Raw genomic sequence first — 19,799 nt, forward strand, 5'->3', positions numbered from 1 at the left:
GTAACCCTGCCCGCGCCTGAGCTCACGCCTGCGAAGCTGCATCCCCTCAGGATAATAATCGATGAGATTCGTTCCATCTTTCTGCAGATGGGCTTTAAGGAAATCTCGGGGCCGCTGGTGGAGTCGGGCTTCTGGAATTTCGACGCCCTCTTTGTGCCCCAGGACCATCCCGCGAGGGAGATGCAGGACACCTTCTACCTTGAGGCCCCGGCCGAGGCGAGGATGCCTGATAGGGAGATTGTAGAGGCGGTTAAGCAGGCGCATGAGAACGGAGCAGGCACTGGTTCGACCGGCTGGGGCTACTCATGGAGTGAGGAGATTGCGCGCACCACTCTGCTCAGAACCCACACCACGGCGACAACGATACGCCACCTTGTTGCAGAGCGGGAGCCGCCAATAAAGGTCTTCTGTGTGGACAGGGTTTTCAGGAAGGAGCGCATAACCTTCAAGCACCTACCTGAGTTCCATCAGGTTGAGGGCATCGTGGTGGGGGATGTCAGCTTCTCTGACCTTCTCGGCCTGCTGCGGGAGTTCTACCGCAAGATGGGCTTCGAGAGGGTAAGATTCAGACCGGGCTACTTCCCGTACACAGAGCCCAGCCTTGAGATTGAGGTGTTCTTCTCTGATAGGGGCAAGTGGCTTGAGCTCGGCGGGGCTGGCATCTTTCGCCCCGAGGTAACGCAGCCCCTGGGAATTCGCCACCCCGTTTTAGCATGGGGCCTGGGCATAGAGCGCCTTGCGATGCTACGCCTGGGGCTGGAGGATATACGCGAACTTTACATGAGCGACATATCATGGCTCCGCAGGGTGAGGGTGAGGTAAATGCCTGTTATAAAGGTGGAGTATGCAGAACTCAGGCGAATGCTCAACTCAGAGCTGAGCGACGAGGAGCTGATGGAGAAGCTTCCTCTCCTGGGATGCGACATCGAGGGCTTCGACGGACGCCACCTCTACATAGAATACTTCCCAAACCGCCCCGACCTTTATTCTGTTGAGGGCATCGCCCGTGCATATCGCGCTTTTTTTGGGATTGAACCAGGGCTTAAGGAGTACAGGGCCGAGGAGGCTGAGAATTACATTCTGGTGGATGAGAGCGTGGCGGGAGTGCGCGACTACGTGGTCGCCTGTGAGGTTAAGGATGTGAAGCTTGACGATGAGCTGATTGCCGAGCTCATGGAGCTCCAGGAGGACCTGCACTGGGCCCTGGGGCGCGACAGAAAGAAGGTCTCCATAGGCGTTCACGACTCTTCTCGGGTAACCCCGCCCTACCGCTACACCACCGTAAAACCCGAGGAGATACGCTTTGTGCCTCTGGGCTACGAGCGAGAGATGACACCCAGGCAGATACTTGAGGAGCATCCAAAGGGTATAGAGTATGCCCACATAATCTCCTGCTACGACCGCTATCCTATAATCTTCGACTCCCGCAACAATGTGCTCAGCCTCCCGCCAATAATAAACGGCGAACTTACGCGGGTAACTGAGAACACGAGGGAGTTTTTCATCGACGTAACCGGCACGGACCTAAAGCTCATTTCGCAGGCGCTCAACATCCTCACAACGGCGTTTGTGGACCGGGGCTTCAGGGTGAGAAAGGTTGAGGTGAGGTATCCCGGGAGGAGCCTCCTTACCCCAGACTTCTCCCCAACCGTGAGAAAGCTCAGGCGGAGCTATGCAAACAGGATGCTCGGGTTAAACCTGAGCAGTGAGGAGATAAAGCAGTGCCTCGAAAGGATGGGCTACGGCGCAGAGATAGAAGGGGATGAGGAGCTCTTGGTGAAGGTGCCCTGCTATCGGTGTGACATATTCCATGAGATAGACCTGGTGGAGGATGTCGCAATTGGCAGGGGTTATGAGAACTTCCCAGAGGCCCTGCCGGAGGTTTTCACCACCGGCGAAAAGCTTGCCATAGAGGAGCTGGGAGAGAAGCTGCGGATGCTCATGCTGGGCTACGGCATAACAGAGGTAATGAGCCTGATGCTGACCAACGAGCGGGAGAACTTCTCCCATCTTCGCAGGCAGGGCAGTGCTGTGAGGATAATGAACCCGATAAGCGAGGAGCACACCATGGTGCGAACATCACTTCTGCCGAGCCTGCTGGGGGTGCTCAGGCTTAACAAGCACCGCGAACTTCCCCAGCGCATCTTCGAGCTGGGAGATGTTGTGCTCTTGGACCCTGAAGCAGAGACAGGCGCCGCAAGGAGGCGCAGGCTGGGCGTGGCGATAATCCATGCGAAGGCAAACTTCACAGAGGCGAGGGCGCTGCTTCAGGGTATTCTGAGAGACCTGGGAATAGAGGGATACCGGGTTGAAGAGAAGGAGGACCCCGCCTTTATCCCGGGCAGGTGTGCAACCATTGTGCTCGACAGTAAGGAGGCAGGGGTATTCGGGGAGATTCACCCCGAGGTGCTCACAAACTTTGAGCTTGAGTATCCCGTCACCGCCCTTGAGCTGGATATTGAAGCTCTGGGCCTCAGGGGAGGCGGCTGTTGAGTATGTTCAGGTTTCTAAGGTCGAAGATTAGCAGTAGGTAGCCCAATATAACCTTGGCATCGCCTATCTGGAAAACCAGCTTGTGGGCGAAGTAGTGCTGCTTCTTCCTGCCGGTATGAAGCTCAAGGAAGGAGACGAAGTTGCCGGAGACAAAGTCCACAAAGCTGGCAGGGGTTATCTTCACATCCATACTGGCGAGATTGGCGAGCTTTTTTGTGCATTCCTCTGAGAGGATACTTCCAATTTCCTTGATAACTTCCTTGTCATCTCCTCTCGGGAAGTCTGCATAATTCACCTTCTTGTCAGCAAGAATCTCCACAAAACGCAGGGCATCCTCCAGGGGGAAGAGCAGGGTGATGCTTCCGGAAATTTCGCCATACAGGCTGGCGTAGGAGCCCACCATGGGTATCCCCTCTCCACCTGCAAGATTTGAGAAGTTTTCTATCTCCTCTATGATGGGCCCCTCTATTTTTATCCCTGTGTCTATGCCTGTTATCTTTTTAACAGCCTCTGCAAGCTGTGCCACACTCTCATGACAGATGTTTCTGAAGCTTTGTGCAACACTCTGTTTCACAACAATTGCTCCCTCTCTTTTTCTGGAGCCCATGTCCTCTTCCAGGGTTTCAACAGCCTTCTTTACCGCCTCCAGAATTTCCCTGGTCTCATAGGGTTTCTGTATGAAGTCTCCCGCGCCGTGCTTTAAGCTCGCGACGGCACGCTCAAGGCTTGCATACGCAGTTATCATTATAACATAAACGCCACTGTCGAGCTCTTTTATCCTCTTAAGAAGCTCTATTCCGTCCATATCAGGCATCATTATGTCGGATATCACAATCTGGTACCCATCCTCCTTAAGCTTTCCAAGAGCTTCAGCAGCAGAGCTTGCGACATCCACATGATAGCCCTGTTTTTCAAGAAGCTTGCTAAGGCTCAACCTTATGAGTTCTTCGTCATCTACCACGAGTATATTGGGTTCCATCAGCCTTAGCCTCCACCTGAAGTTTAATGAACAGTCATCTAATAAGAATATTATGGCGTTAACCACATATATTAAGGTTAAGTTCTGATTCTCCAATCTTCTTTGCAGGATTTCAATCTTTTCAATGGTAGCCTGCTTTTTAAATTCGGTGCTATTATGGCAGGAGAATGGGTGCGCGTGCAGCGGGAGGATTTTTCTGTTGCAGATGAAATCGCCCGTATCAAGGCGGTCTCTAGTCGAATAGGAGGAATAGTTACCTTTCTGGGCACTGTGCGCGACTTCTCTCGTGGGAAGGATGTAACCAAGCTTGAGTTTGAGTACTACTCAGGTATGGCAGAGAAGAAGCTGGAGGAGATTCGCCTCGCAGCGAAGGAAAGGTTCGATGTTATAGAGATAGCGGTGGTGCACCGCTACGGCGAGCTTGGAATAGGAGACAACATAGTGCTCATAGTTGCGGCGGCGGAGCACCGCAGGCAGGCTTTTGAGGCATGCCGTTATGTCATTGACGAGCTTAAGAAGCATGTGCCCATCTGGAAAAAGGAGTACACCCGCGAGGGTGAGGTCTGGGTGGAGGAGCATCCATAGTCAACTATAAATAATTGTAGGGAGGAACATCTTAATGGGAGGCAGTACAATGGCGGACATAAGGGAGTTTAAGGCTGAGGTTACCATAAAGGTGGACTACGATAAGTGTAAGGGGCACGGCGAGTGCGTTGATGTCTGCCCTGCGGAGGTCTATGAACTTGTGGACGGCAAGGCAACTGCTCCGCGGGTGGAGGACTGTATAGAGTGCTGCGCCTGTGTTGAGGCATGCCCTGAGGGGGCGATAGAGCACAGTTCGTGCTGAGGTCTTTGCGTGAGGCTTCTCGCCATAGAGAATGCAGAGGGGGAGCATTTAGGCTGTTTTGAGGAGCTTGCAGAAGCTCGCGGCATAAGCGTGGAGTACCGCCGCCTGTGGCGCGGCGCTGACCTGGAGAAGGCCCTGGATTACGACCTGATTGTTATTCTGGGCGGCCCAATGAGCGTAAATGATGAGGATAGCTACCCCTACCTTGCAGTGGAAAAGGCGGTGATAAGGCGCGCCTTAGCCGAGGATAAGCCTCTTCTGGGCGTGTGCCTGGGATCGCAGCTTATTGCCAGTGCCCTGGGTGCGAGGGTCTACCCCGGCGAGGAGAAGGAGCTGGGCTGGTATCCACTGTACCTGACTCAGGAGGGCAGGCGGGATGAGGTGTTTTCCGCCTTCCCCCCGCGCTTTGAGGTCTTCCAGTGGCACGGTGAAACCTTCGACCTTCCCAGCGAGGCCACGCTGCTCGCCAGCTCACCGCTTTATCCGCACCAGGCCTTCCGTGTGGGCAGAAGCTATGCTCTGCAGTATCACCTTGAGGTTACCGCAGAGATGGTACGCGAATGGTCCCGCGATGTGCCTGAGAAGCGTGATGAGATACTGTATAATCTTGAGGACAGGATTGATAAGCTGAACCGCCTGGCTGAGGTGTTCTTTGACCGCTGGTTAAAGGTTGCGGGGATTTAAACATTTTTATTTAATTTATCTCTGCCATCTCGCAAGCTTTATATTTCATTAAATTATAACAGTTAACTCATGATACCAATAATCTCTGTAATAGGCAGAAAGAAGGCTGGCAAAACCACTGTGCTTGAGCGGTTGATCGCCGCATTAAAGGCTCGGGGGTATCGCATTGCCACGATAAAGCATCACATCCACTATGGCTTCAGTATTGATTCCCCAGGGAAGGATACGTGGAGGCACGCTGCGGCGGGTGCAGATGTGGTTGCGATCTCTTCGCCTGACCGCCTGGTGGTAATGCGCAAGAGCCTGAAGGAGATGTTCCTCAGGGAGATTGTGGATGGTTTTATGAAGGACATGGATATGGTGCTCACAGAGGGCTACGCCCGCGCTGAGACACCCAAGATACTCGTGGCTACAAGTGAGGATGATTTAAAGCTGTTCACCAGCGCCGCAGGCGGAGAAATAATAGCTGTGGTGAGTGATGCAGAGGTTAGGGCGAAGTGTCAGGTTTTCGGGTTTGACGAGGTGGAGAAGCTGGCCGGGTTTATAGAGGAGAGGTTTTTGAGCCATGAGCAAAGACACGGTGCTCACAAAGCGCCAGATTGAGGTGCTGAAGCTCAAGGCTCAGGGGCTGAGCACCTCTGAAATTGCAAAGCGTCTTGGCACCAGCGTAGCCAATGTCTCTGCGACTGAGAGAAAGGCGAGGGACAACATCCAGCGCGCCAAGAATACGCTGCGGCTGGTAAAGATGCTTGAGGCGCCTCTGAGTGTTGTTATCGCTCCAGAAACCGACCTCAACGATGCTGTTCGCAGGATATACCGTCGTGCAGATGAAGCTGGAGTCTGGATTTCCCACAGCTTCCCCTCCCTGGCGTCGCTCATCCAGCAGGCTGCCGGGGGAAAGATTCGAGGCAGAAGGGTGCTCGAGGAGATAGAGGTTGCGATTACCCGTGAGGGCGAGGTAATGGTGATGTGAGGCAGCTAAGCAATCGCATGCTGGGCTATGCGGTAGTAGCCAACGCCTGCGCAGCTTCTGCAGAGCTTTGCGCCATTTTCGCCGATGACCAGCGCCTCGGGCACAAGTTCGCCGCAGGCAGAGCAGCGCACTATGGAAGAGTTCTCAAAGAGGCCGGGAAGCTCAATCTTCACAGGTATTATTTCCAGGTACTCCTCACTCAGGCTGAGAAGTGAGCGGGCGAGCTTGTGTTCCTCATCCCTCGTAAGCTTACCCTCGCGCAGCATCCACTTCTTCATCAGTGCAGAATGCCTCCAGGCGTTGCGGCGCAGGGCAATGCGGTAGCCCTGCATTGTGTCCACCCTGCCCACAGTCAAAGCAAGCTTGCCGTAGTTTTCAACAAAGGCGTTGCCATGCCCCAGAGTAGCGCCAGTGGCTGCCTGCATCCCGTCGGCAAGACAGCGTGCTGTCTCGCTGATGGCGATGAGCTTCTTGCTCCCGCGCCTCGTCTTGAGCTTTTGCAGCGCCAGCGTTGCCATTCGCACGCCCAGCGCTATGCCGGGAGCAAGGTGTCCATGCAGCTTCTCAGCCAGCTCCACCACTTCATCTTCCCTCAATCCCACAACATCACCTCATGTAAAGAAATGCACCTTTATCTTCTCCCCTCGTCGGGTGTCCCGCTCTATTATTGCATAGCCGTCTACGAGGGCACTGCGCAGGTTTGAGGCTATCGCAGAGACATTGTACTTATCACCGCTCTTCATAAGGGGCATCTCGCTGCCCTCGAAGCCTACGGGCCTGGCATAGCCGTTCTCAAGGTGAACAAACACCAGGTTGGCTATATCAGCGGCATCTGTGTCCTTGGTGGAGAGGAGTATGTCCTCTGTTATTCCCGCATAGAGGAAGGGCTCCTCAATCCTGCCCAGGAAGTACCTGCGCAGATGAAGCTGCGCCGCCACGAGCGCCCCTGTGGGCTTACCCGGCAGAGCAAAGATGGGCGTTTTATTTATTATGCCCACCGCTATGGGCTTGCCGGGGCGCGTCTTTACCTTGTACAGCACCACCTCACCCATCTCTTCTATAGCGCGCAGCACATAATCGCGCCTGCCAACGCTTACACCGCCGCTGGTAACAACGCAGTCATAGCGCTGCGAAGCCTCCAGAAGCGCCTGCTTCATCGCCTCGTAGTCATCCTCCACCACTCCGAGATAGGTTGTCTCGCATCCCCACTGCTCCAGCATAGCCATTACCACAAAGGAGTTTATGTCGCGGAGCAATCCCCGGGCTATTTCGTTGCCTGTGGCAAGCACGGCGACACGGGGCCTGCGGTACACTTCAACCTCCTCGATACCCATACCTTTGAGTATGCCGAACTCCTGTGCTCTAATCCTGCTCTCTGCCCTGAGGATAACCTCACCCCTGCGGTAGTTGCTTCCCTGAGGCACAACCTTGGTCCCCTTCTCAATGGGGATGCCATAAAGCTTATCGCCTTCCAGGCGGGCATCCTCGAGGCGGAGCACGCAGTCAGCTCCGGGTGGGAGGAATGCTCCTGTAGCGATGTACATCGCTTCGCCTTCGTGAAGCTCTGGCAGTGCTTCGAAGGCATCGCCCGCATAGATGCTCCCCACCACACGAAGAGGGTAGCGCTCAGCATCTCTGCTGCGCATCGCATAGCCGTCGTAGCTCGCTATCGCATGCCCGGGAGAGTCCTCAGTGGCGAGCACATCTTCAGCCAGCTCTCGTCCGATGAGCTGAAGTTCCACCCCCGCGACCTCTGTCTCGCGGTTGAAGTAAAGCCTCTCCCTCAGCGTGTCGACAATTTCCCGCGCTCGGCTCAAAGGCACAAGTTTCTCCATTGCAGCGCACCTGCTAAATATTTCTATTTAACTTATCTCAATATTTAAATGGTATAGATATAAAAATCTTATTATAAAAAAAATTTTATAATTCAGGAGGGTTGCTTTTATTTTTTAAATGGCAACAATCAATATTTTTGAAGATTTTAATGCTCTAATTTATATCATATTATGTATAAGCTATATTTAACTTTCAAAATTCGAAACATGGCAATTTATAGAATAATAATTCTGAAAAGTGCCCCCATTATTGAAATCCCTGTTCTCGCCCTGCAGGCAAGGATTTTAAGAAGTGCACCTAGATGAGGTCCAGCAGTCTTCTCAATCTCTCGTCCTTCAGACTATAGTAGCGCCACTTTCCTGCCCGCCTTTCTTCCACGGCGTTAATTTCTTTGAAGCTTCTCAGGTGGTGGGATATGAGTGTCTGGTCTATGTTAAGGGTCCTCTCAAGCTCGCACACACAGCGCTCCCTATCCTTTATCAAGAGGGCAATCTTCATTCTCGTGGGATTTGAGAGCAGGCGGAAGAGCTTTGAAAACTCCTCCACAGCTTCACTTTCCAGCTCAATCTTTTCAGGAAGGCACTCCTCCATGAGATTAATTATCAAGCAAACATTTAAATACTTTCATATGAAAGAACCTTCATGTGAGCTTGCATGAGCACAGCAGGAAAACTTTCATTTCTCGACCGCTTCCTGACACTGTGGATTTTTCTTGCCATGGGCGTGGGGGTTTCAGCTGGCTATCTCATCCCGGGGGTGGAGTCCTTCGTCAGCCGTTTCCAGATGGGCACCACCAACATACCCATCGCCATTGGCTTGATTCTGATGATGTACCCGCCCCTCGCCAAGGTGCGGTATGAAAATCTTGGAAATGTATTCCGAAACCGGAGGGTTCTCGGCCTATCGCTTGTGCAGAACTGGATTATAGGCCCTTTGCTAATGTTTTTCCTAGCAGTACTCTTTCTGCACAACTATCCAGAATATATGGTGGGTTTGATAATGATTGGACTGGCGAGGTGCATCGCCATGGTGATTGTATGGAATGAGCTTGCCAGAGGTGATACCGAATATGCCGCGGGTCTGGTGGCCTTTAACAGCATCTTCCAGGTTCTCTTCTACAGTGCCTATGCCTGGGTCTTTATAACCATCCTGCCGCCCCTCTTTGGACTCAAAGGGAACCTGGTGGAGGTGGGCATGCGAGATATTGCAGAGAGCGTCTTTATATATCTGGGCATTCCCTTTACTGCAGGGATGTCCACCCGTTTTGTGCTGTTGAGATTGAAGGGTGAGGAGTGGTATAACAGGCGGTTCATCCCCAGAATCAGCCCAATCACACTCATCGCCCTGCTTTTCACCATTGTGGTGATGTTCAGCCTGAAAGGGAACCTCATATTGCACATCCCGCTGGACGTTGTACGAATTGCCATCCCCCTTCTGCTGTACTTCGTAATCATGTTCCTCATCAGCTTCTACATGGGACAGAGAGCGGGTGCAGGGTACCCGAAGACTACCGCACTCTCCTTTACAGCAGCCAGCAACAACTTTGAGCTGGCGATTGCTGTTGCAGTCGCCGTCTTTGGGATCAACTCTGGCGCAGCCTTCGCCGCTGTGATTGGGCCTCTGGTGGAGGTTCCTGTGCTTATCACTCTGGTCAGCGTTGCCCTGTGGTTCCGGCACCGATTTTTCAGGATTTCCTCAGCATGAGCAGCAGCCTTTCGGTTATGACGATACCCTCTGTGGTGAGCATGTATAGGTTCTCTTTATTCTTTATTATTCCAGCGTCGCTGAGAACGTGCAGGTGAAAGCTGAGCTTTGAGAGGTCATCCACTTCCACACCCCTGGCGATATCAGAAAATCTCCTCGCTCCCGCATGAAGAAGATAGATAACTATTCTCCTGCGCAGCGGGTTTGAGAGCGCCTTAATTACAGCGTCGCTGAGCTTTGCGTCAACACTGGACCTCAGTCTCGCCTTCTCGACGGTTTTCTTTACTATACTCACCAGTTCATTCACATTGAAGGGCTTTACGAGAAAGTCGCTTGCCCCGAGTTTCATAGCCTCCACCACGTCGGTGATGGAGGGAAAAGCGCTGATTATTATAACCTTGACATCAGGTGAAATCCTCTTTATCTCGTCCAGTGCGCTCAAGCCCCGCATATCAGGGAGCACCAGGTCGAGAAGCACGACCTCTGGTTTGCTTTCCACAAGCTTGCTTATGCCCCCTGCGGCGCTCTCGGCGGTAACCACATCAAAGCCGTGTCTGCGCAGCGCCTTTTCCAGCACGCCTGTGGTGTGCCTGTCATCATCCACAATCATTACAGTGTTCATATCCTCTTAGATACTCTACCACTATCCTCCACGACAGTGCTTCTAAGCAGATTATTCCCCGTCACCACCCTAAACTCTGGCTTTCCTGCCAGCATGTTATCACCTGTATCTACTTTTAGACCTGCCATCCTTAAAACTTTATTTTAAAAGAAATTTTATATAAAGAGTAAATTATATTAAAAATAGAAAGGCTCTCACTAAGGGTGCAGTGTAGCTTAAAATGGTCAGCATCAAAAAGGAAAGGATGAGCGGAAGGAACACATTCAGATGGATGGCAGTGCCTCTGCTGATTCTCCTCGCGGCCTGCATATCAGGCGAGAAGAGCGTGGACATGCCGGAGGTTGAGAAGCCTCATTACTACTACGACCTGGTGGTGCATGAGGGTTACCTGTACGCCACCTCCCCCTGGGGCCTGGAGGTGTTCTCTGTTGAGAGAGGAAGTCTGTCCCGGGTGGGTGGATTTGAAACCCCCGGCGAAGCCCAGGCACTTGCCCTTTCGAAGGACAAGCTATACCTCAGCGACACCACGGGCATGCTGTATGTGTTCGACCTGGGCACGCCTTTACCCCGCCTGGTTGCTGAGCTTGAACTGAACAGAACTGCTCAGAAGATTGTAATCTCCGGAGATAGAGCATACTTAGCATGTGTTTCTTCTGGACTGGTGATTCTTGACCTCCTCGAACTGGAGGAGGTTGAACTCTACAAGCCCCGCACCTACAGCTATCCCAAGGGCATATACATCCAGGACGGAAGGCTGTACGTGGCAGACCTCACAATGGGGCTGTACATTGCAGAGGTAAGGGAGGACTCCCTCATGCTCTCAGCTTCGCATCCCACCACCAGCGTGTCCCACGATGTACTCGTGTTCAACGGCTTTGCGTACGTTGCAGCCTCTGACGGGGGTGTGGATGTATTCAAAATCTCAGACAACCGGCTGGAAAAAATCCAGAATCTCCCCCTGCCGGGATTTGCTCTGCGCCTGGCGAGACATGAAAATTATTTGCTGGTTACCCTGGCCGGAGAGGGTGTGGCCTTACTCGAGATACAGAGGGACAACAAGCTTGGGCCGGTGACGCAGTACAACACCCCAGGCAATGCCTACGGCATAGCCCTCGCCAACGGCTATGCATACGTTGCCGATTATAACGGGGGCATAGTGGTGTTTGACCTATCGCAGCTTCCAGAGCTTGTACCGGTGGCAGTGGCCGGGCAGGAGGTGAGCTCATGAAGGCAAGCGTAGGCACCAAGGTGATGCTCGCCGTGGGTGTGATTGTGTTCTTCTCTGTGCAGGGCATCTTCTACTACATGAGCGAATCCCATGAGAGGAGCATGATGGAACAGCTTCATCAGCAGGCAAAGAGCATCGCAGACCAGATACTCCTGGTAAGGCTCTGGGCGGCAGAGCACAGAGAGCGCGTTGCGCCTGTGCCCGCGGAACTCACCTATGAGCTCTCAGAACTTTCCAATGAAATGTACAATTACAAGATTAAGCTTGTAACCCCAAAGCCAAGAGACCCCGAAAATTACCCCTCTGACAGCTTTGAGAGGAGGGTGATTCAGGAGTTCCAGGAGGGTGGCGGCGAGGAGGTGTTTGAAATCTACGGCGAGTTTTATAACTATGCTGTGCCTCTTTATGTGGAGGAGCCCTGTCTGAAGTGCCATGTTGATCAGGGGTACAGGGAGGGCGACCTGCGCGGCGCACTGGTTGTGGAGATACCGGTAAGCGGGGTGCTTGCGTCCCTGTCAAAGACCAGACAGGAGCTCATTGTTTATGGTTTTCTGCTTTCTCTCGCTATTATGCTTGCAATCCTGGGCATTATGAGGATGGTGGTCATAATGCCCCTGAGGAAGGTCAAGGAGGCTGCGCTCAGGCTGGCGAGACGCGACTACTCTGCCCGCGTTGAGGTGGACAACAAAGACGAGCTGGGCGACCTCGCCAGGGTTTTCAACAGCATGGTGGAGGAGCTTAAAGATAAGGAAGCCCAGGTGATTCAGAGTGAGAAGATGGCGACGGTGGGCAAGCTCGCCGCCGGAATAGCACATCAGATAAACAACCCCCTCGCCAACATACTACTCTACTCTCAGATTCACCGCGAGGAGGTGAAGAACCCGGAAACAAAAAAGGTGCTGGAGATAATTGAGGACGAAGCTTCCCTGGCCTCAAAGGTTGTGCAGGGACTTCTGGATTTCTCCAGACAGCGTGAATTCAGGCGCGAGGCTGTGCAGGTAAACGAGATTATAGGTAAAGCTATAAATATAATTAAACCTCAGTTACAGTATAAGAACATCAAACTCGAGTTAAACCTCGATGAGAGCCTGCCTGAGATTCAGGGCGACTCCGCAAAACTTCTCGACGCCTTCATAAACATCGCCACAAATGCGATAGACGCCATGGACAACGGTGGAAAGCTGGGAATACGCACATATAGAGGCAATGAGAAAGTGGTGGTGGAAATCACCGACACTGGAGTGGGGATACCCGAAGAACACCTTTCGCGAATCTTTGACCCCTTCTTCACCACCAAGGAGGTGGGCGAGGGTACAGGTCTCGGGCTTTATATTACCTACGGTATAATCAAAAAGCATGGGGGTGAGATAAAGGTGGAGAGCCGGGTAGGGGAGGGTACAAGGTTTACAATATATCTTCCGGGTGAGGTGAATGCAGGAGATACTGATAGTTGAGGATGACCCCAAACTCAGGCAGGGGCTTAAGATACTCCTGGAGAAGAAGGGTTACTCACCCAAGGTCGCCGAGGATGGGGTTAAGGCGATAAACATGATTAAGAAGCAGAAGTTTGATCTGGTTATTACGGACCTGGTAATGCCGGGTGCGGATGGTATGGAGGTGCTGAGGAATGTCAAGAAGCACTCTCCCCTTACAAAGGTGATAATAATAACCGCCTTCGGCACCGTTGACAGCGCAGTGCGCGCCATGAAGATGGGGGCGAGCGACTATATATTGAAACCCTTCAAGGTGGAGGAGATACGAAATAAGATCCTCCGCCTGCTTGAGGAGACTCGCATAGAGGCGGAGAGCAGGGAGAGGGAGGAGACGGGCAAGGATGTGCTCAAGTCCCTCTCTAACCCCACGAGGCGCAGGATAATGGAGTACCTCCATGCCAAGGGCAAGGCGAGATTTACTGATATAATGAACTACCTCGGTATAAGGGAGCCCGCAAAGCTGGGTTTCCATCTGCGTGTGTTGAAGCAGGCAGGGCTATTAGCACAGGATGAAAACCGCCACTACTACATCTCAGATGTCGGGGAGCATGCCTTCGTTACCCTTATGTCTCTGGAGGGATAGCATTTAAATGAAATCGTTGAATTTGAATTCAGAATCAAATTAATATATTGAAGGGAGGGAGATGAGTAAAATTTTAGTTTAATTATCAGCAGGGATATAAATTAATTTTTTAAAAAGGTTTTATTACCTTGAAAACCCTGAATATTTATGCAGAGTGGAGGTGAAAATTATGGAAATGAGCATGAGCAGGCGTGAGTTCATAAAAGCCTCGGCGGCGACCGCGGCGATGCTTGCGGCTGGCATACCAGCGCAGGCGATGGCAGCACAGGGCGACGGAGGGATAAGTTTCGGCCGCGCTCAGTGCAGGTTCTGTGGTACTGGATGTACAGTACTGGTGGGTGTGCGCAATGGCAGGGTGGTGGCAGTAAAGGGTGATGCCGACTCACCAATAAACTTCGGCAGACTGTGCATGAAGGGATACTCCCTTCCACATATAATGTACGGAGGGGGCGGTAAGCAGCGCCTTACAAAGCCGATGGTGAGGCAGGCAGATGGCAGCTTTAAGGAGGTAAGCTGGGATGAAGCTCTGGAGCTGATTGCAGATAAATTCGCAAAGTACATAGAGGAGTATGGCCCGGACAGTGTTGCCTGGTACGGCTCGGGACAGAATACCACCCAGGAAGCTTTTGCTGCGAATAAACTGTTCAAGGGTATAATAGGCACAGCAAATGTGGAGGGCAATCCCAGGCTGTGCATGGCGAGTGCAGTGGGGGGCTATCTCAACACCTTTGGTCTGGATGAGCCCGCTGGTGCATATGACGATCTGGACGATGCAGATACCTTCTTCATCATTGGAGCAAATATGGCGGAGCAGCATCCAATGCTATTCCGCAGGGTTATAGACAGGAAGAGTGCCTACCCGGACAGGGTGAAGGTTATCGTGGCAGACCCCCGCACCACGCCCACTGCTAGGTACGCCGACCTCCACCTGAAGTTCAAGCCGGGTACAGATATGTACCTGCTAAACGCCATTGCATATGCAATAATAGAGGAGGAGCTGGTGGACGATGAGCACCTTAAGTACTGCAGCTTTGCAAAGGGGCTGGGAAAGGGAGAGGCGCTTGATTTCGAAGCCTTCAAAGAGTTTCTGAAGGACTACGCTCCTGAGAAGGTTGCCGATATCACAGGCGTCTCCGCAGAGGATATACGTCTGGCTGCGAAGTGGTTCGGACGCAAGGGCTACTCAGCGCTGAGCATGTGGACAATGGGCTTGAACCAGCGCACCCAGGGTGTCGAGCTCAACTGCCAGGTGCACAATCTGCACCTGCTTACAGGTAAGATAGGCAAGCCCGGGTGCGACTCGCTGAGCTTAACAGGCCAGCCCAATGCATGCGGAGGTACCCGCGAACAGGGAGGCTTAACTCACATCCTGCCGGCGCACCGCAAGGTTGCGAATGAGCAGGACCGTAAGGAGGTGGCAGAGGTATGGGGCGTACCCGTGGAGCAGATGCCAACCAAACCCACAGGGCCTGCGGTAAATATGTTCATGCGCCTTGAGAAGGGTGACATAAAGGCGATATGGATAAATACCACAAATCCTGCGCAGAGTCTGCCCAACTCAGACCGTTACACCGAGGCAATGCGAAAGGCATTTACTGTGGTGAGCGACATCTATCCGACGGTTACCACGGAGGTGGCGAGTGTAATACTGCCCAGTGCCATGTGGGTGGAGAAGGAGGGTGTAATGGGACAGACAGATAGGCGGAGTCAGTTCACACCCAAGCTCGTCGAGCCACCGGGTGAGGCGAAGCCTGACTTCTGGCAGATTAAGGAGGTTGCCAGACGCATTGCAGAGAAGCTGGGCAGGAAGACGAGGTACAAGATTATAGACCCGCTTACAGGAGAGATTAAGGGCGAAAAGGAGGTATATGGCCTGGGTTTTGAGACCGAAGAGGAGGCCTGGAATGAGTACCGCCTGCTCACCAAGGGCAGAGATGTCGACCTGTGGGGTGCCACCTACGGGAAGCTTAAAGCCCACGCCGGCGGTGTGCAGTGGCCGTGCCCGAGCACAGAGTTTGACAATCGCGGCAGCAACAAGCGCTACATCTCCCGCGAGTATGCCATAAAGGTATTCGGGAAGGACAAGAGGAGATATATTACCGGCTACGTTACCCTGTATGACCAGCACATGGAGGAGGAAGGCTACTCTGGTCCAATAAACTACTATGGCAAGAAGGGCAAGGCAGTGGTTCGCGCTTTTACGCCCACCCTGGACTATGAGATGCCCGACGATACCTATCCCTTTGTGCTCAACACGGGCAGGGTGATAGAACACTGGCACACGGGCACAATGACAATGCGCGTTCGTCTGCTGCGGGAGCTCAATCCTGCGGCCTATGTGGAGGTACATCCCAGTGATGCAGAGAAGCTGGGTGTAAAGAGCGGTGATAAGCTTCAGCTGATATCACCGCGGGGCAGCATTACACTTTCCGTCTGGGTGACTGAACGTGCGCAGCCGGGAATGGTGTTCGTGCCATGGTTCGATGAGACAAAGCTCATCAATGACCTCACCATAGATGTGCCCGAGAGCTGGTCAAAGGCGGCTGAGCCGGACTACAAGGTGTGCAAGATCAGGGTGGCAAAGGCCACCTGAGCTTCTTTATTTTTCAGTGGGGAGAGTACTGTACTGGAAGGAGGTGAAAGATTTGCCGGTATCTGGAGCTGTTGTTGTGCCCATACCGGGCAAGGAGAAGGAGGTTGAGAAGAACCTTCGTGCTCTGCCTGGGGTGGAGGTTAAGGGTAAGGGTAGCAAGGGGATTGCTGTTGTAATGGAGAGTGAGTCAACAGGGAAGTTGAAGAAGCTCTCAGAGGAGATAGAGAAGTGGAACAGCGTGGTGGACTTTCAGCTTGTGTATCTGAATGTGGAGGACGAGGTGGATTAGAATTGTCTGCACGCTGCCTCAAACATCTCCCTATGGAATTCTATCAACATAAATTTAATTTTGAGATATGTTTTAAATCACTTTTTAAAAAAATCTTTTTAACATATGAGTGGAAGATTATAACCGGGTGAAAATATGGGTGTAAAATATCTTTTAATTTTCGCTATAGCCTCAGTGATGGTGCTCAGCACTGTACAGGGATTTCAGGAACCAGGAGCGCCATGCATAAGCTGCCATGATACAGTTACGCCGGGCATAGTGAAGCAGTGGGAGGAGAGCAAGCACAGCAAGGTGGGGGTGAAGTGCTATGTGTGCCACCTTGCCAAGGAGGACGACCCAGCAGGCTTTGAGCACATGGGGTACAGGGTTACCGCCATTGTATCGCCGCGCTACTGCGAGAGCTGCCATCCCAAACAGGTGGAGCAGTTCAAGAATAGCCTGCATGACGAAGCTGCACTGTTTGCAATGTCTGCCTATGGCACCGTTGGAGAGGAAAAGGTCGAAGACGGGGTAACAGAGGCAGAGACAAAGAACTACAAAACCCACTTCTCCAGGGAGACCGCTGAGCAGGGCTGCCTTGACTGTCACGGCACGGTTATAAAGGTGGGCAAAGACGGCGAGCTTATAAACTGGCCGAACAATGGAATAGGACGGTTAAATCCAGACGGTAGTGCCGGTTCGTGTACTGCCTGCCATCCCAGACATGGATTCAGCATTGCCGTTGCACGCAAGCCTGAAACCTGCGGGCAGTGTCATCTTGGGCCTGATCACCCACAGATTGAGATGTACGAGGAGAGCAAACACGGCAACATATACGCCAGCAGCGGTGAGGAGTGGAACTGGGATGTTCCTCCAGGGCAGTGGGGTCCCGAGGACATAGGGGCACCGACCTGTTCCACATGTCACATGTCGGGCTTCGGAGGCGCTGTTAGGAGCACCCACGACGTGAGTTCCAGGTTGAAGTGGGAGCTTGAGCCTATGTTCTCATGGCCCACAGAGCCCAAGTACTGGACTGGCTCAGAGAAGTATCCTATAGATCCGGACATTGCAGCACGCTATGAGAGGATTCATGACCTTCCGGAAGGTTCTCTTGCTGAGGTGCCCACAGGAAAGCCGAACCCCTTCGACATAGCCAAGGAGTTTGCTCCTGAAGTCTATGAGAAGTATGTGGGAGAGGGCAAGTGGTGGTCCAAGGGAGAGACCCGTGCCGACGCTTTTGGTGGTGCATCGCTCAGGTCACCTGAGGACAAGCGCAAAGACATGCTGAAGGTGTGCGTTCAGTGCCACTCCACGAGCTGGGCCAAGGGCGACCTGGCCAAGGCAGACAAGGTGGTTGATGTGTACAATGCCGTCGCCCTTGCGATAAAGAAGAAGTACTACGACCCCATCAAGGAGGAGAAGCTGGACGAGGACATCAAATTCAATGGCAAGAGTCAGGTAGACAACCTGTGGCACGAGATATGGCACCACGAGGGCAGGATATGGAGAATGGGCGGCTTCATGCAGGCTCAGGACTGGCAGCTCTGGGAAGGGTCTTATGAGGTGGCTGACGACGGTTCGCACATGGCTGACTGGCTGGAGAAGCTGCGCACAAGGAAAGCAGTGAAGGAGATGATGGCAGAGAAGGAGAAGGGCATATGCGGCCCCACGGCGGTTGCCTTACTGGCTCTGCTGCCCTTCGCTGGCTACTACGCGATGAGAAGGAGGAAGCTTTAGGCTTCCCATCCCTCTTTCTTTTTTGAACATGTTCGCACAAAATTATTTTATAAGTCTGCGGAGTACTTATTACCATGAAGAAGTGTGAAAACTGTCAGCGGAGTGATGAGGAGGTTCCAATTCTCGAGTACTACCACAAGGGCGACAGGCATAATATATGCTTTCGCTGCCTGCCAATGCTCATCCACGGCTGAGTTTTATGATTACCTTAGGACTGCGCTTTCTTGCGGCAGCACTTGTATATCTTGTTGCCGCGTTACTCCTGGGTATCGCCCAGCTTTTTAATCTCCACCTTACCCCTGCCCACGTCCACCTCGCCCTGGTCGGGTTTGTGTGCAGCGTTATCATCGCCACTATGTACCAGCAGGTTCCCACGCTGACCGGCGCCGAACTCCACAGCAGGCAGGCTGCGAGGGCAAGTTTCTGGTCACTCAATACTGGAATAGTGGTTTTTTCGCTGGGCTACCCAAAGCTCTGGATTCTTGCCTCCCTGGGAGCGCTGCTGATGCTCCTAGCCTTCTACCTCTTCACCTACAATGTCCTCGCAACAATAGCAAACAGGAAGGGTGAGAGCTATGTGTTCAAGTACTATGCCGGAGCGAGCATTTTTCTGAGCATCGCCGCCACTCTGGGGTTTTTGTTTACAGTCAACCCGGGGCTTCTGCTTTATCGCTCTGTCCACCTCCACCTCGCCCTGGTGGGGGGTGTGGCCGTCATCATAGTCGGCGCAATGTCCTGGATGCTTCCAATGGTGGTGATGAAGGAGATTTACAGCAAGCGCTGGATGGACCACATATTCTATGCTTTTGTGCTCTCTTCTCTGGGCCTTGCCGTTGGGCTCAGTGAGTCCAGAATCCTTGCTCTGGTCTCGGGATTTGTCCTGCTTGCGGCAGCCCTCCTCTTCATATACAACATGGTGAGGAGCTACACCGCCTCCACCAGTGGGGCGTTCAAACCCAGGCCTGTGGAGGGCAGGTTTTTCCTGGCTGCCCTTGCCTACCTCGCACTAACGCTGATGCTCGGCTTAGCACTGCTTCTCTATTCTCCGGGCAGGGGTTTTGTGCTCGCCCACGCCCACCTTGCAGCTCTGGGTTTTGTGGTGCAGACGGTGATTGGCGGCCTCTACCACATTGTACCCACCCTTACATGGACAAAGCTCATAGCCACAGATAGAGAGCATGCGCCCTCTTCATTTAAGGAGCTCTTTTCAGCCAGGCGCTCACAGTGGATTTTTCTTGTCTTCAACGCCGGCACGCTGCTCCTCGTCCTGGGCCTGGGTTTCGCAGTCAAGGGAATAGCCCTCCTGGGCGCATTCATTGTTGCCTCTGCATGCATCGTCTTTGCAGCCGAGATGCTGGGAATAATAAGGAGAGCTGGCGCCATTTGATTCCGCAGGCACGCGTGCGGCGCCCCTATGTCTCAACTTTCTTATACCACAACCCCAATAGATGTAGGATATGAAAATAAAAAAACCAGCCACTGAGAATGAGCGCGTTCTCGCAACCTTTTTACTCGTGTTCATAGTTTATTTCGGGCTGGACTCCCTTGCATCACTCATATTTACAGAGGAGAGCCTCTCCTTCCTGAGGTACCGCCTGACCCTCTCCTTTATCATAGGGATAATCGCAGGCTCACTTTTTTACATGTGGGCAAAGCGCGAGGATGAGGAAAAACCAGAGACGCTGGACAAGAGCTATGCCATACTCGAGCGCGCCCTGAGCGAGGACGAGGCCCTGCTTCTTGAGATAATCAGGGAGAA

Annotated in this window: 21 protein-coding genes; 16 read left to right on the forward strand and 5 right to left on the reverse strand. The window is 52.8% G+C overall.

The window, feature by feature from the left end; all coding sequences use genetic code 11:
- Both pheS and pheT read left to right on the forward strand, forming a co-directional pair.
- Positions 1 to 822 (forward strand): phenylalanine--tRNA ligase subunit alpha (pheS, locus tag ACXJJW_RS04000; protein ID WP_456474439.1); only part of this gene is annotated, 822 nt, incomplete at its 5' end.
- Entirely contained in the window at positions 823 to 2,493 is a 1,671-nt protein-coding gene (pheT, locus tag ACXJJW_RS04005) for a phenylalanine--tRNA ligase subunit beta (RefSeq protein WP_456474440.1), read from the forward strand.
- On the opposite strand, the gene ACXJJW_RS04010 is transcribed toward pheT, so the two are convergent.
- Positions 2,474 to 3,472 (reverse strand): response regulator, encoded by a 999-nt coding sequence (locus ACXJJW_RS04010; protein ID WP_456474441.1) that lies wholly within the window; start codon positions 3,470 to 3,472, stop codon positions 2,474 to 2,476. The genes pheT and ACXJJW_RS04010 overlap by 20 nt on opposite strands.
- 156 nt (positions 3,473 to 3,628) lie before the next feature.
- Here ACXJJW_RS04010 and ACXJJW_RS04015 point away from each other — a divergent pair, with 156 nt between their 5' ends.
- The 5 genes from ACXJJW_RS04015 to ACXJJW_RS04035 all read left to right on the forward strand — a co-directional run bounded on the left by ACXJJW_RS04015 (position 3,629) and on the right by ACXJJW_RS04035 (position 5,976).
- The gene (locus ACXJJW_RS04015) at positions 3,629 to 4,057 is read left to right on the forward strand and encodes a molybdenum cofactor biosynthesis protein MoaE (protein WP_456474442.1); all 429 of its coding nucleotides are present in this window, start codon (positions 3,629 to 3,631) and stop codon (positions 4,055 to 4,057) included.
- Positions 4,058 to 4,106: 49 nt separating this feature from the next.
- Positions 4,107 to 4,319: a 4Fe-4S dicluster domain-containing protein gene (locus ACXJJW_RS04020; protein ID WP_456474443.1), complete on the forward strand. Its 213-nt coding sequence runs from the start codon at positions 4,107 to 4,109 to the stop codon at positions 4,317 to 4,319.
- Between the two features lie 9 nt (positions 4,320 to 4,328).
- On the forward strand, positions 4,329 to 5,003 hold the full coding sequence (locus ACXJJW_RS04025) for a type 1 glutamine amidotransferase (protein ID WP_456474444.1): 675 nt from the start codon (positions 4,329 to 4,331) through the stop codon (positions 5,001 to 5,003).
- Between the two features lie 69 nt (positions 5,004 to 5,072).
- Positions 5,073 to 5,606: a molybdopterin-guanine dinucleotide biosynthesis protein B gene (mobB, locus tag ACXJJW_RS04030; RefSeq protein WP_456474445.1), complete on the forward strand. Its 534-nt coding sequence runs from the start codon at positions 5,073 to 5,075 to the stop codon at positions 5,604 to 5,606.
- Positions 5,569 to 5,976 (forward strand): Tfx family DNA-binding protein, encoded by a 408-nt coding sequence (locus ACXJJW_RS04035; RefSeq protein WP_456474446.1) that lies wholly within the window; start codon positions 5,569 to 5,571, stop codon positions 5,974 to 5,976. The genes mobB and ACXJJW_RS04035 overlap by 38 nt, the downstream gene beginning before the upstream one ends.
- Positions 5,977 to 5,981: 5 nt before the next feature.
- On the opposite strand, the gene ACXJJW_RS04040 is transcribed toward ACXJJW_RS04035, so the two are convergent.
- From ACXJJW_RS04040 to ACXJJW_RS04050, 3 genes are all read right to left on the reverse strand, one after another.
- On the reverse strand, positions 5,982 to 6,578 hold the full coding sequence (locus tag ACXJJW_RS04040) for an FmdE family protein (protein WP_456474447.1): 597 nt from the start codon (positions 6,576 to 6,578) through the stop codon (positions 5,982 to 5,984).
- A 9-nt stretch (positions 6,579 to 6,587) separates the two neighbouring features.
- A complete protein-coding gene (locus ACXJJW_RS04045) occupies positions 6,588 to 7,811 on the reverse strand; it encodes a molybdopterin molybdotransferase MoeA (RefSeq protein ID WP_456474448.1) in 1,224 nt (407 codons plus the stop codon).
- 298 nt (positions 7,812 to 8,109) lie between these two features.
- On the reverse strand, positions 8,110 to 8,403 hold the full coding sequence (locus tag ACXJJW_RS04050) for an ArsR/SmtB family transcription factor (RefSeq protein WP_456474449.1): 294 nt from the start codon (positions 8,401 to 8,403) through the stop codon (positions 8,110 to 8,112).
- 63 nt (positions 8,404 to 8,466) lie between these two features.
- Between ACXJJW_RS04050 and arsB the strand changes: the two genes are divergently transcribed.
- On the forward strand, positions 8,467 to 9,516 hold the full coding sequence (gene arsB / locus ACXJJW_RS04055) for an ACR3 family arsenite efflux transporter (RefSeq protein ID WP_456474450.1): 1,050 nt from the start codon (positions 8,467 to 8,469) through the stop codon (positions 9,514 to 9,516).
- Here arsB and ACXJJW_RS04060 read toward each other — a convergent pair.
- Positions 9,497 to 10,138 (reverse strand): ArsR/SmtB family transcription factor, encoded by a 642-nt coding sequence (locus tag ACXJJW_RS04060; RefSeq protein WP_456474451.1) that lies wholly within the window; start codon positions 10,136 to 10,138, stop codon positions 9,497 to 9,499. The two genes, arsB and ACXJJW_RS04060, sit on opposite strands and share 20 nt — an antisense overlap.
- Before the next feature lie 220 nt (positions 10,139 to 10,358).
- Between ACXJJW_RS04060 and ACXJJW_RS04065 the strand changes: the two genes are divergently transcribed.
- The 8 genes from ACXJJW_RS04065 to ACXJJW_RS04100 form a co-directional block, all read left to right on the forward strand.
- Entirely contained in the window at positions 10,359 to 11,366 is a 1,008-nt protein-coding gene (locus ACXJJW_RS04065; RefSeq protein ID WP_456474452.1) for an LVIVD repeat-containing protein, read from the forward strand.
- On the forward strand, positions 11,363 to 12,820 hold the full coding sequence (locus ACXJJW_RS04070) for an ATP-binding protein (RefSeq protein ID WP_456474453.1): 1,458 nt from the start codon (positions 11,363 to 11,365) through the stop codon (positions 12,818 to 12,820). Before ACXJJW_RS04065 ends, ACXJJW_RS04070 begins: the two co-directional genes overlap by 4 nt.
- Positions 12,798 to 13,442 (forward strand): response regulator, encoded by a 645-nt coding sequence (locus ACXJJW_RS04075; RefSeq protein ID WP_456474454.1) that lies wholly within the window; start codon positions 12,798 to 12,800, stop codon positions 13,440 to 13,442. The genes ACXJJW_RS04070 and ACXJJW_RS04075 overlap by 23 nt, the downstream gene beginning before the upstream one ends.
- Positions 13,443 to 13,611: 169 nt before the next feature.
- The gene (locus ACXJJW_RS04080; protein ID WP_456474455.1) at positions 13,612 to 16,035 is read left to right on the forward strand and encodes a molybdopterin oxidoreductase family protein; all 2,424 of its coding nucleotides are present in this window, start codon (positions 13,612 to 13,614) and stop codon (positions 16,033 to 16,035) included.
- Between the two features lie 52 nt (positions 16,036 to 16,087).
- The gene (locus ACXJJW_RS04085; RefSeq protein WP_456474456.1) at positions 16,088 to 16,324 is read left to right on the forward strand and encodes a chaperone NapD; all 237 of its coding nucleotides are present in this window, start codon (positions 16,088 to 16,090) and stop codon (positions 16,322 to 16,324) included.
- Between the two features lie 135 nt (positions 16,325 to 16,459).
- Positions 16,460 to 18,040, forward strand: coding sequence for a multiheme c-type cytochrome (locus ACXJJW_RS04090; RefSeq protein WP_456474457.1), 1,581 nt, complete (start codon positions 16,460 to 16,462; stop codon positions 18,038 to 18,040).
- A gap of 199 nt (positions 18,041 to 18,239) precedes the next feature.
- A complete protein-coding gene (locus ACXJJW_RS04095; RefSeq protein ID WP_456474458.1) occupies positions 18,240 to 19,427 on the forward strand; it encodes a cbb3-type cytochrome c oxidase subunit I in 1,188 nt (395 codons plus the stop codon).
- Positions 19,428 to 19,497: 70 nt separating this feature from the next.
- The coding region (locus tag ACXJJW_RS04100; RefSeq protein WP_456474459.1) for a hypothetical protein at positions 19,498 to 19,799 on the forward strand (302 nt) is incomplete at its 3' end.

Source organism: Candidatus Pyrohabitans sp., assembly GCF_054014795.1.

What these genes read in the sequence shown, in the direction of transcription:
- ACXJJW_RS04090 (WP_456474457.1), top strand. Translation starts at nt 16,460, where the DNA reads ATGGGTGTAAAATATCTTTTAATTTTCGCTATAGCCTCAGTGATGGTG.
- ACXJJW_RS04010 (WP_456474441.1), bottom strand. Translation starts at nt 3,472, where the DNA reads ATGGAACCCAATATACTCGTGGTAGATGACGAAGAACTCATAAGGTTG.
- pheT (WP_456474440.1), top strand. Translation starts at nt 823, where the DNA reads ATGCCTGTTATAAAGGTGGAGTATGCAGAACTCAGGCGAATGCTCAAC.
- arsB (WP_456474450.1), top strand. Translation starts at nt 8,467, where the DNA reads ATGAGCACAGCAGGAAAACTTTCATTTCTCGACCGCTTCCTGACACTG.
- ACXJJW_RS04075 (WP_456474454.1), top strand. Translation starts at nt 12,798, where the DNA reads ATGCAGGAGATACTGATAGTTGAGGATGACCCCAAACTCAGGCAGGGG.
- ACXJJW_RS04045 (WP_456474448.1), bottom strand. Translation starts at nt 7,811, where the DNA reads ATGGAGAAACTTGTGCCTTTGAGCCGAGCGCGGGAAATTGTCGACACG.
- mobB (WP_456474445.1), top strand. Translation starts at nt 5,073, where the DNA reads ATGATACCAATAATCTCTGTAATAGGCAGAAAGAAGGCTGGCAAAACC.
- ACXJJW_RS04020 (WP_456474443.1), top strand. Translation starts at nt 4,107, where the DNA reads ATGGCGGACATAAGGGAGTTTAAGGCTGAGGTTACCATAAAGGTGGAC.
- ACXJJW_RS04080 (WP_456474455.1), top strand. Translation starts at nt 13,612, where the DNA reads ATGGAAATGAGCATGAGCAGGCGTGAGTTCATAAAAGCCTCGGCGGCG.
- ACXJJW_RS04060 (WP_456474451.1), bottom strand. Translation starts at nt 10,138, where the DNA reads ATGAACACTGTAATGATTGTGGATGATGACAGGCACACCACAGGCGTG.
- ACXJJW_RS04065 (WP_456474452.1), top strand. Translation starts at nt 10,359, where the DNA reads ATGGTCAGCATCAAAAAGGAAAGGATGAGCGGAAGGAACACATTCAGA.
- ACXJJW_RS04095 (WP_456474458.1), top strand. Translation starts at nt 18,240, where the DNA reads ATGATTACCTTAGGACTGCGCTTTCTTGCGGCAGCACTTGTATATCTT.
- ACXJJW_RS04015 (WP_456474442.1), top strand. Translation starts at nt 3,629, where the DNA reads ATGGCAGGAGAATGGGTGCGCGTGCAGCGGGAGGATTTTTCTGTTGCA.
- ACXJJW_RS04070 (WP_456474453.1), top strand. Translation starts at nt 11,363, where the DNA reads ATGAAGGCAAGCGTAGGCACCAAGGTGATGCTCGCCGTGGGTGTGATT.
- ACXJJW_RS04035 (WP_456474446.1), top strand. Translation starts at nt 5,569, where the DNA reads ATGAGCAAAGACACGGTGCTCACAAAGCGCCAGATTGAGGTGCTGAAG.
- ACXJJW_RS04050 (WP_456474449.1), bottom strand. Translation starts at nt 8,403, where the DNA reads ATGGAGGAGTGCCTTCCTGAAAAGATTGAGCTGGAAAGTGAAGCTGTG.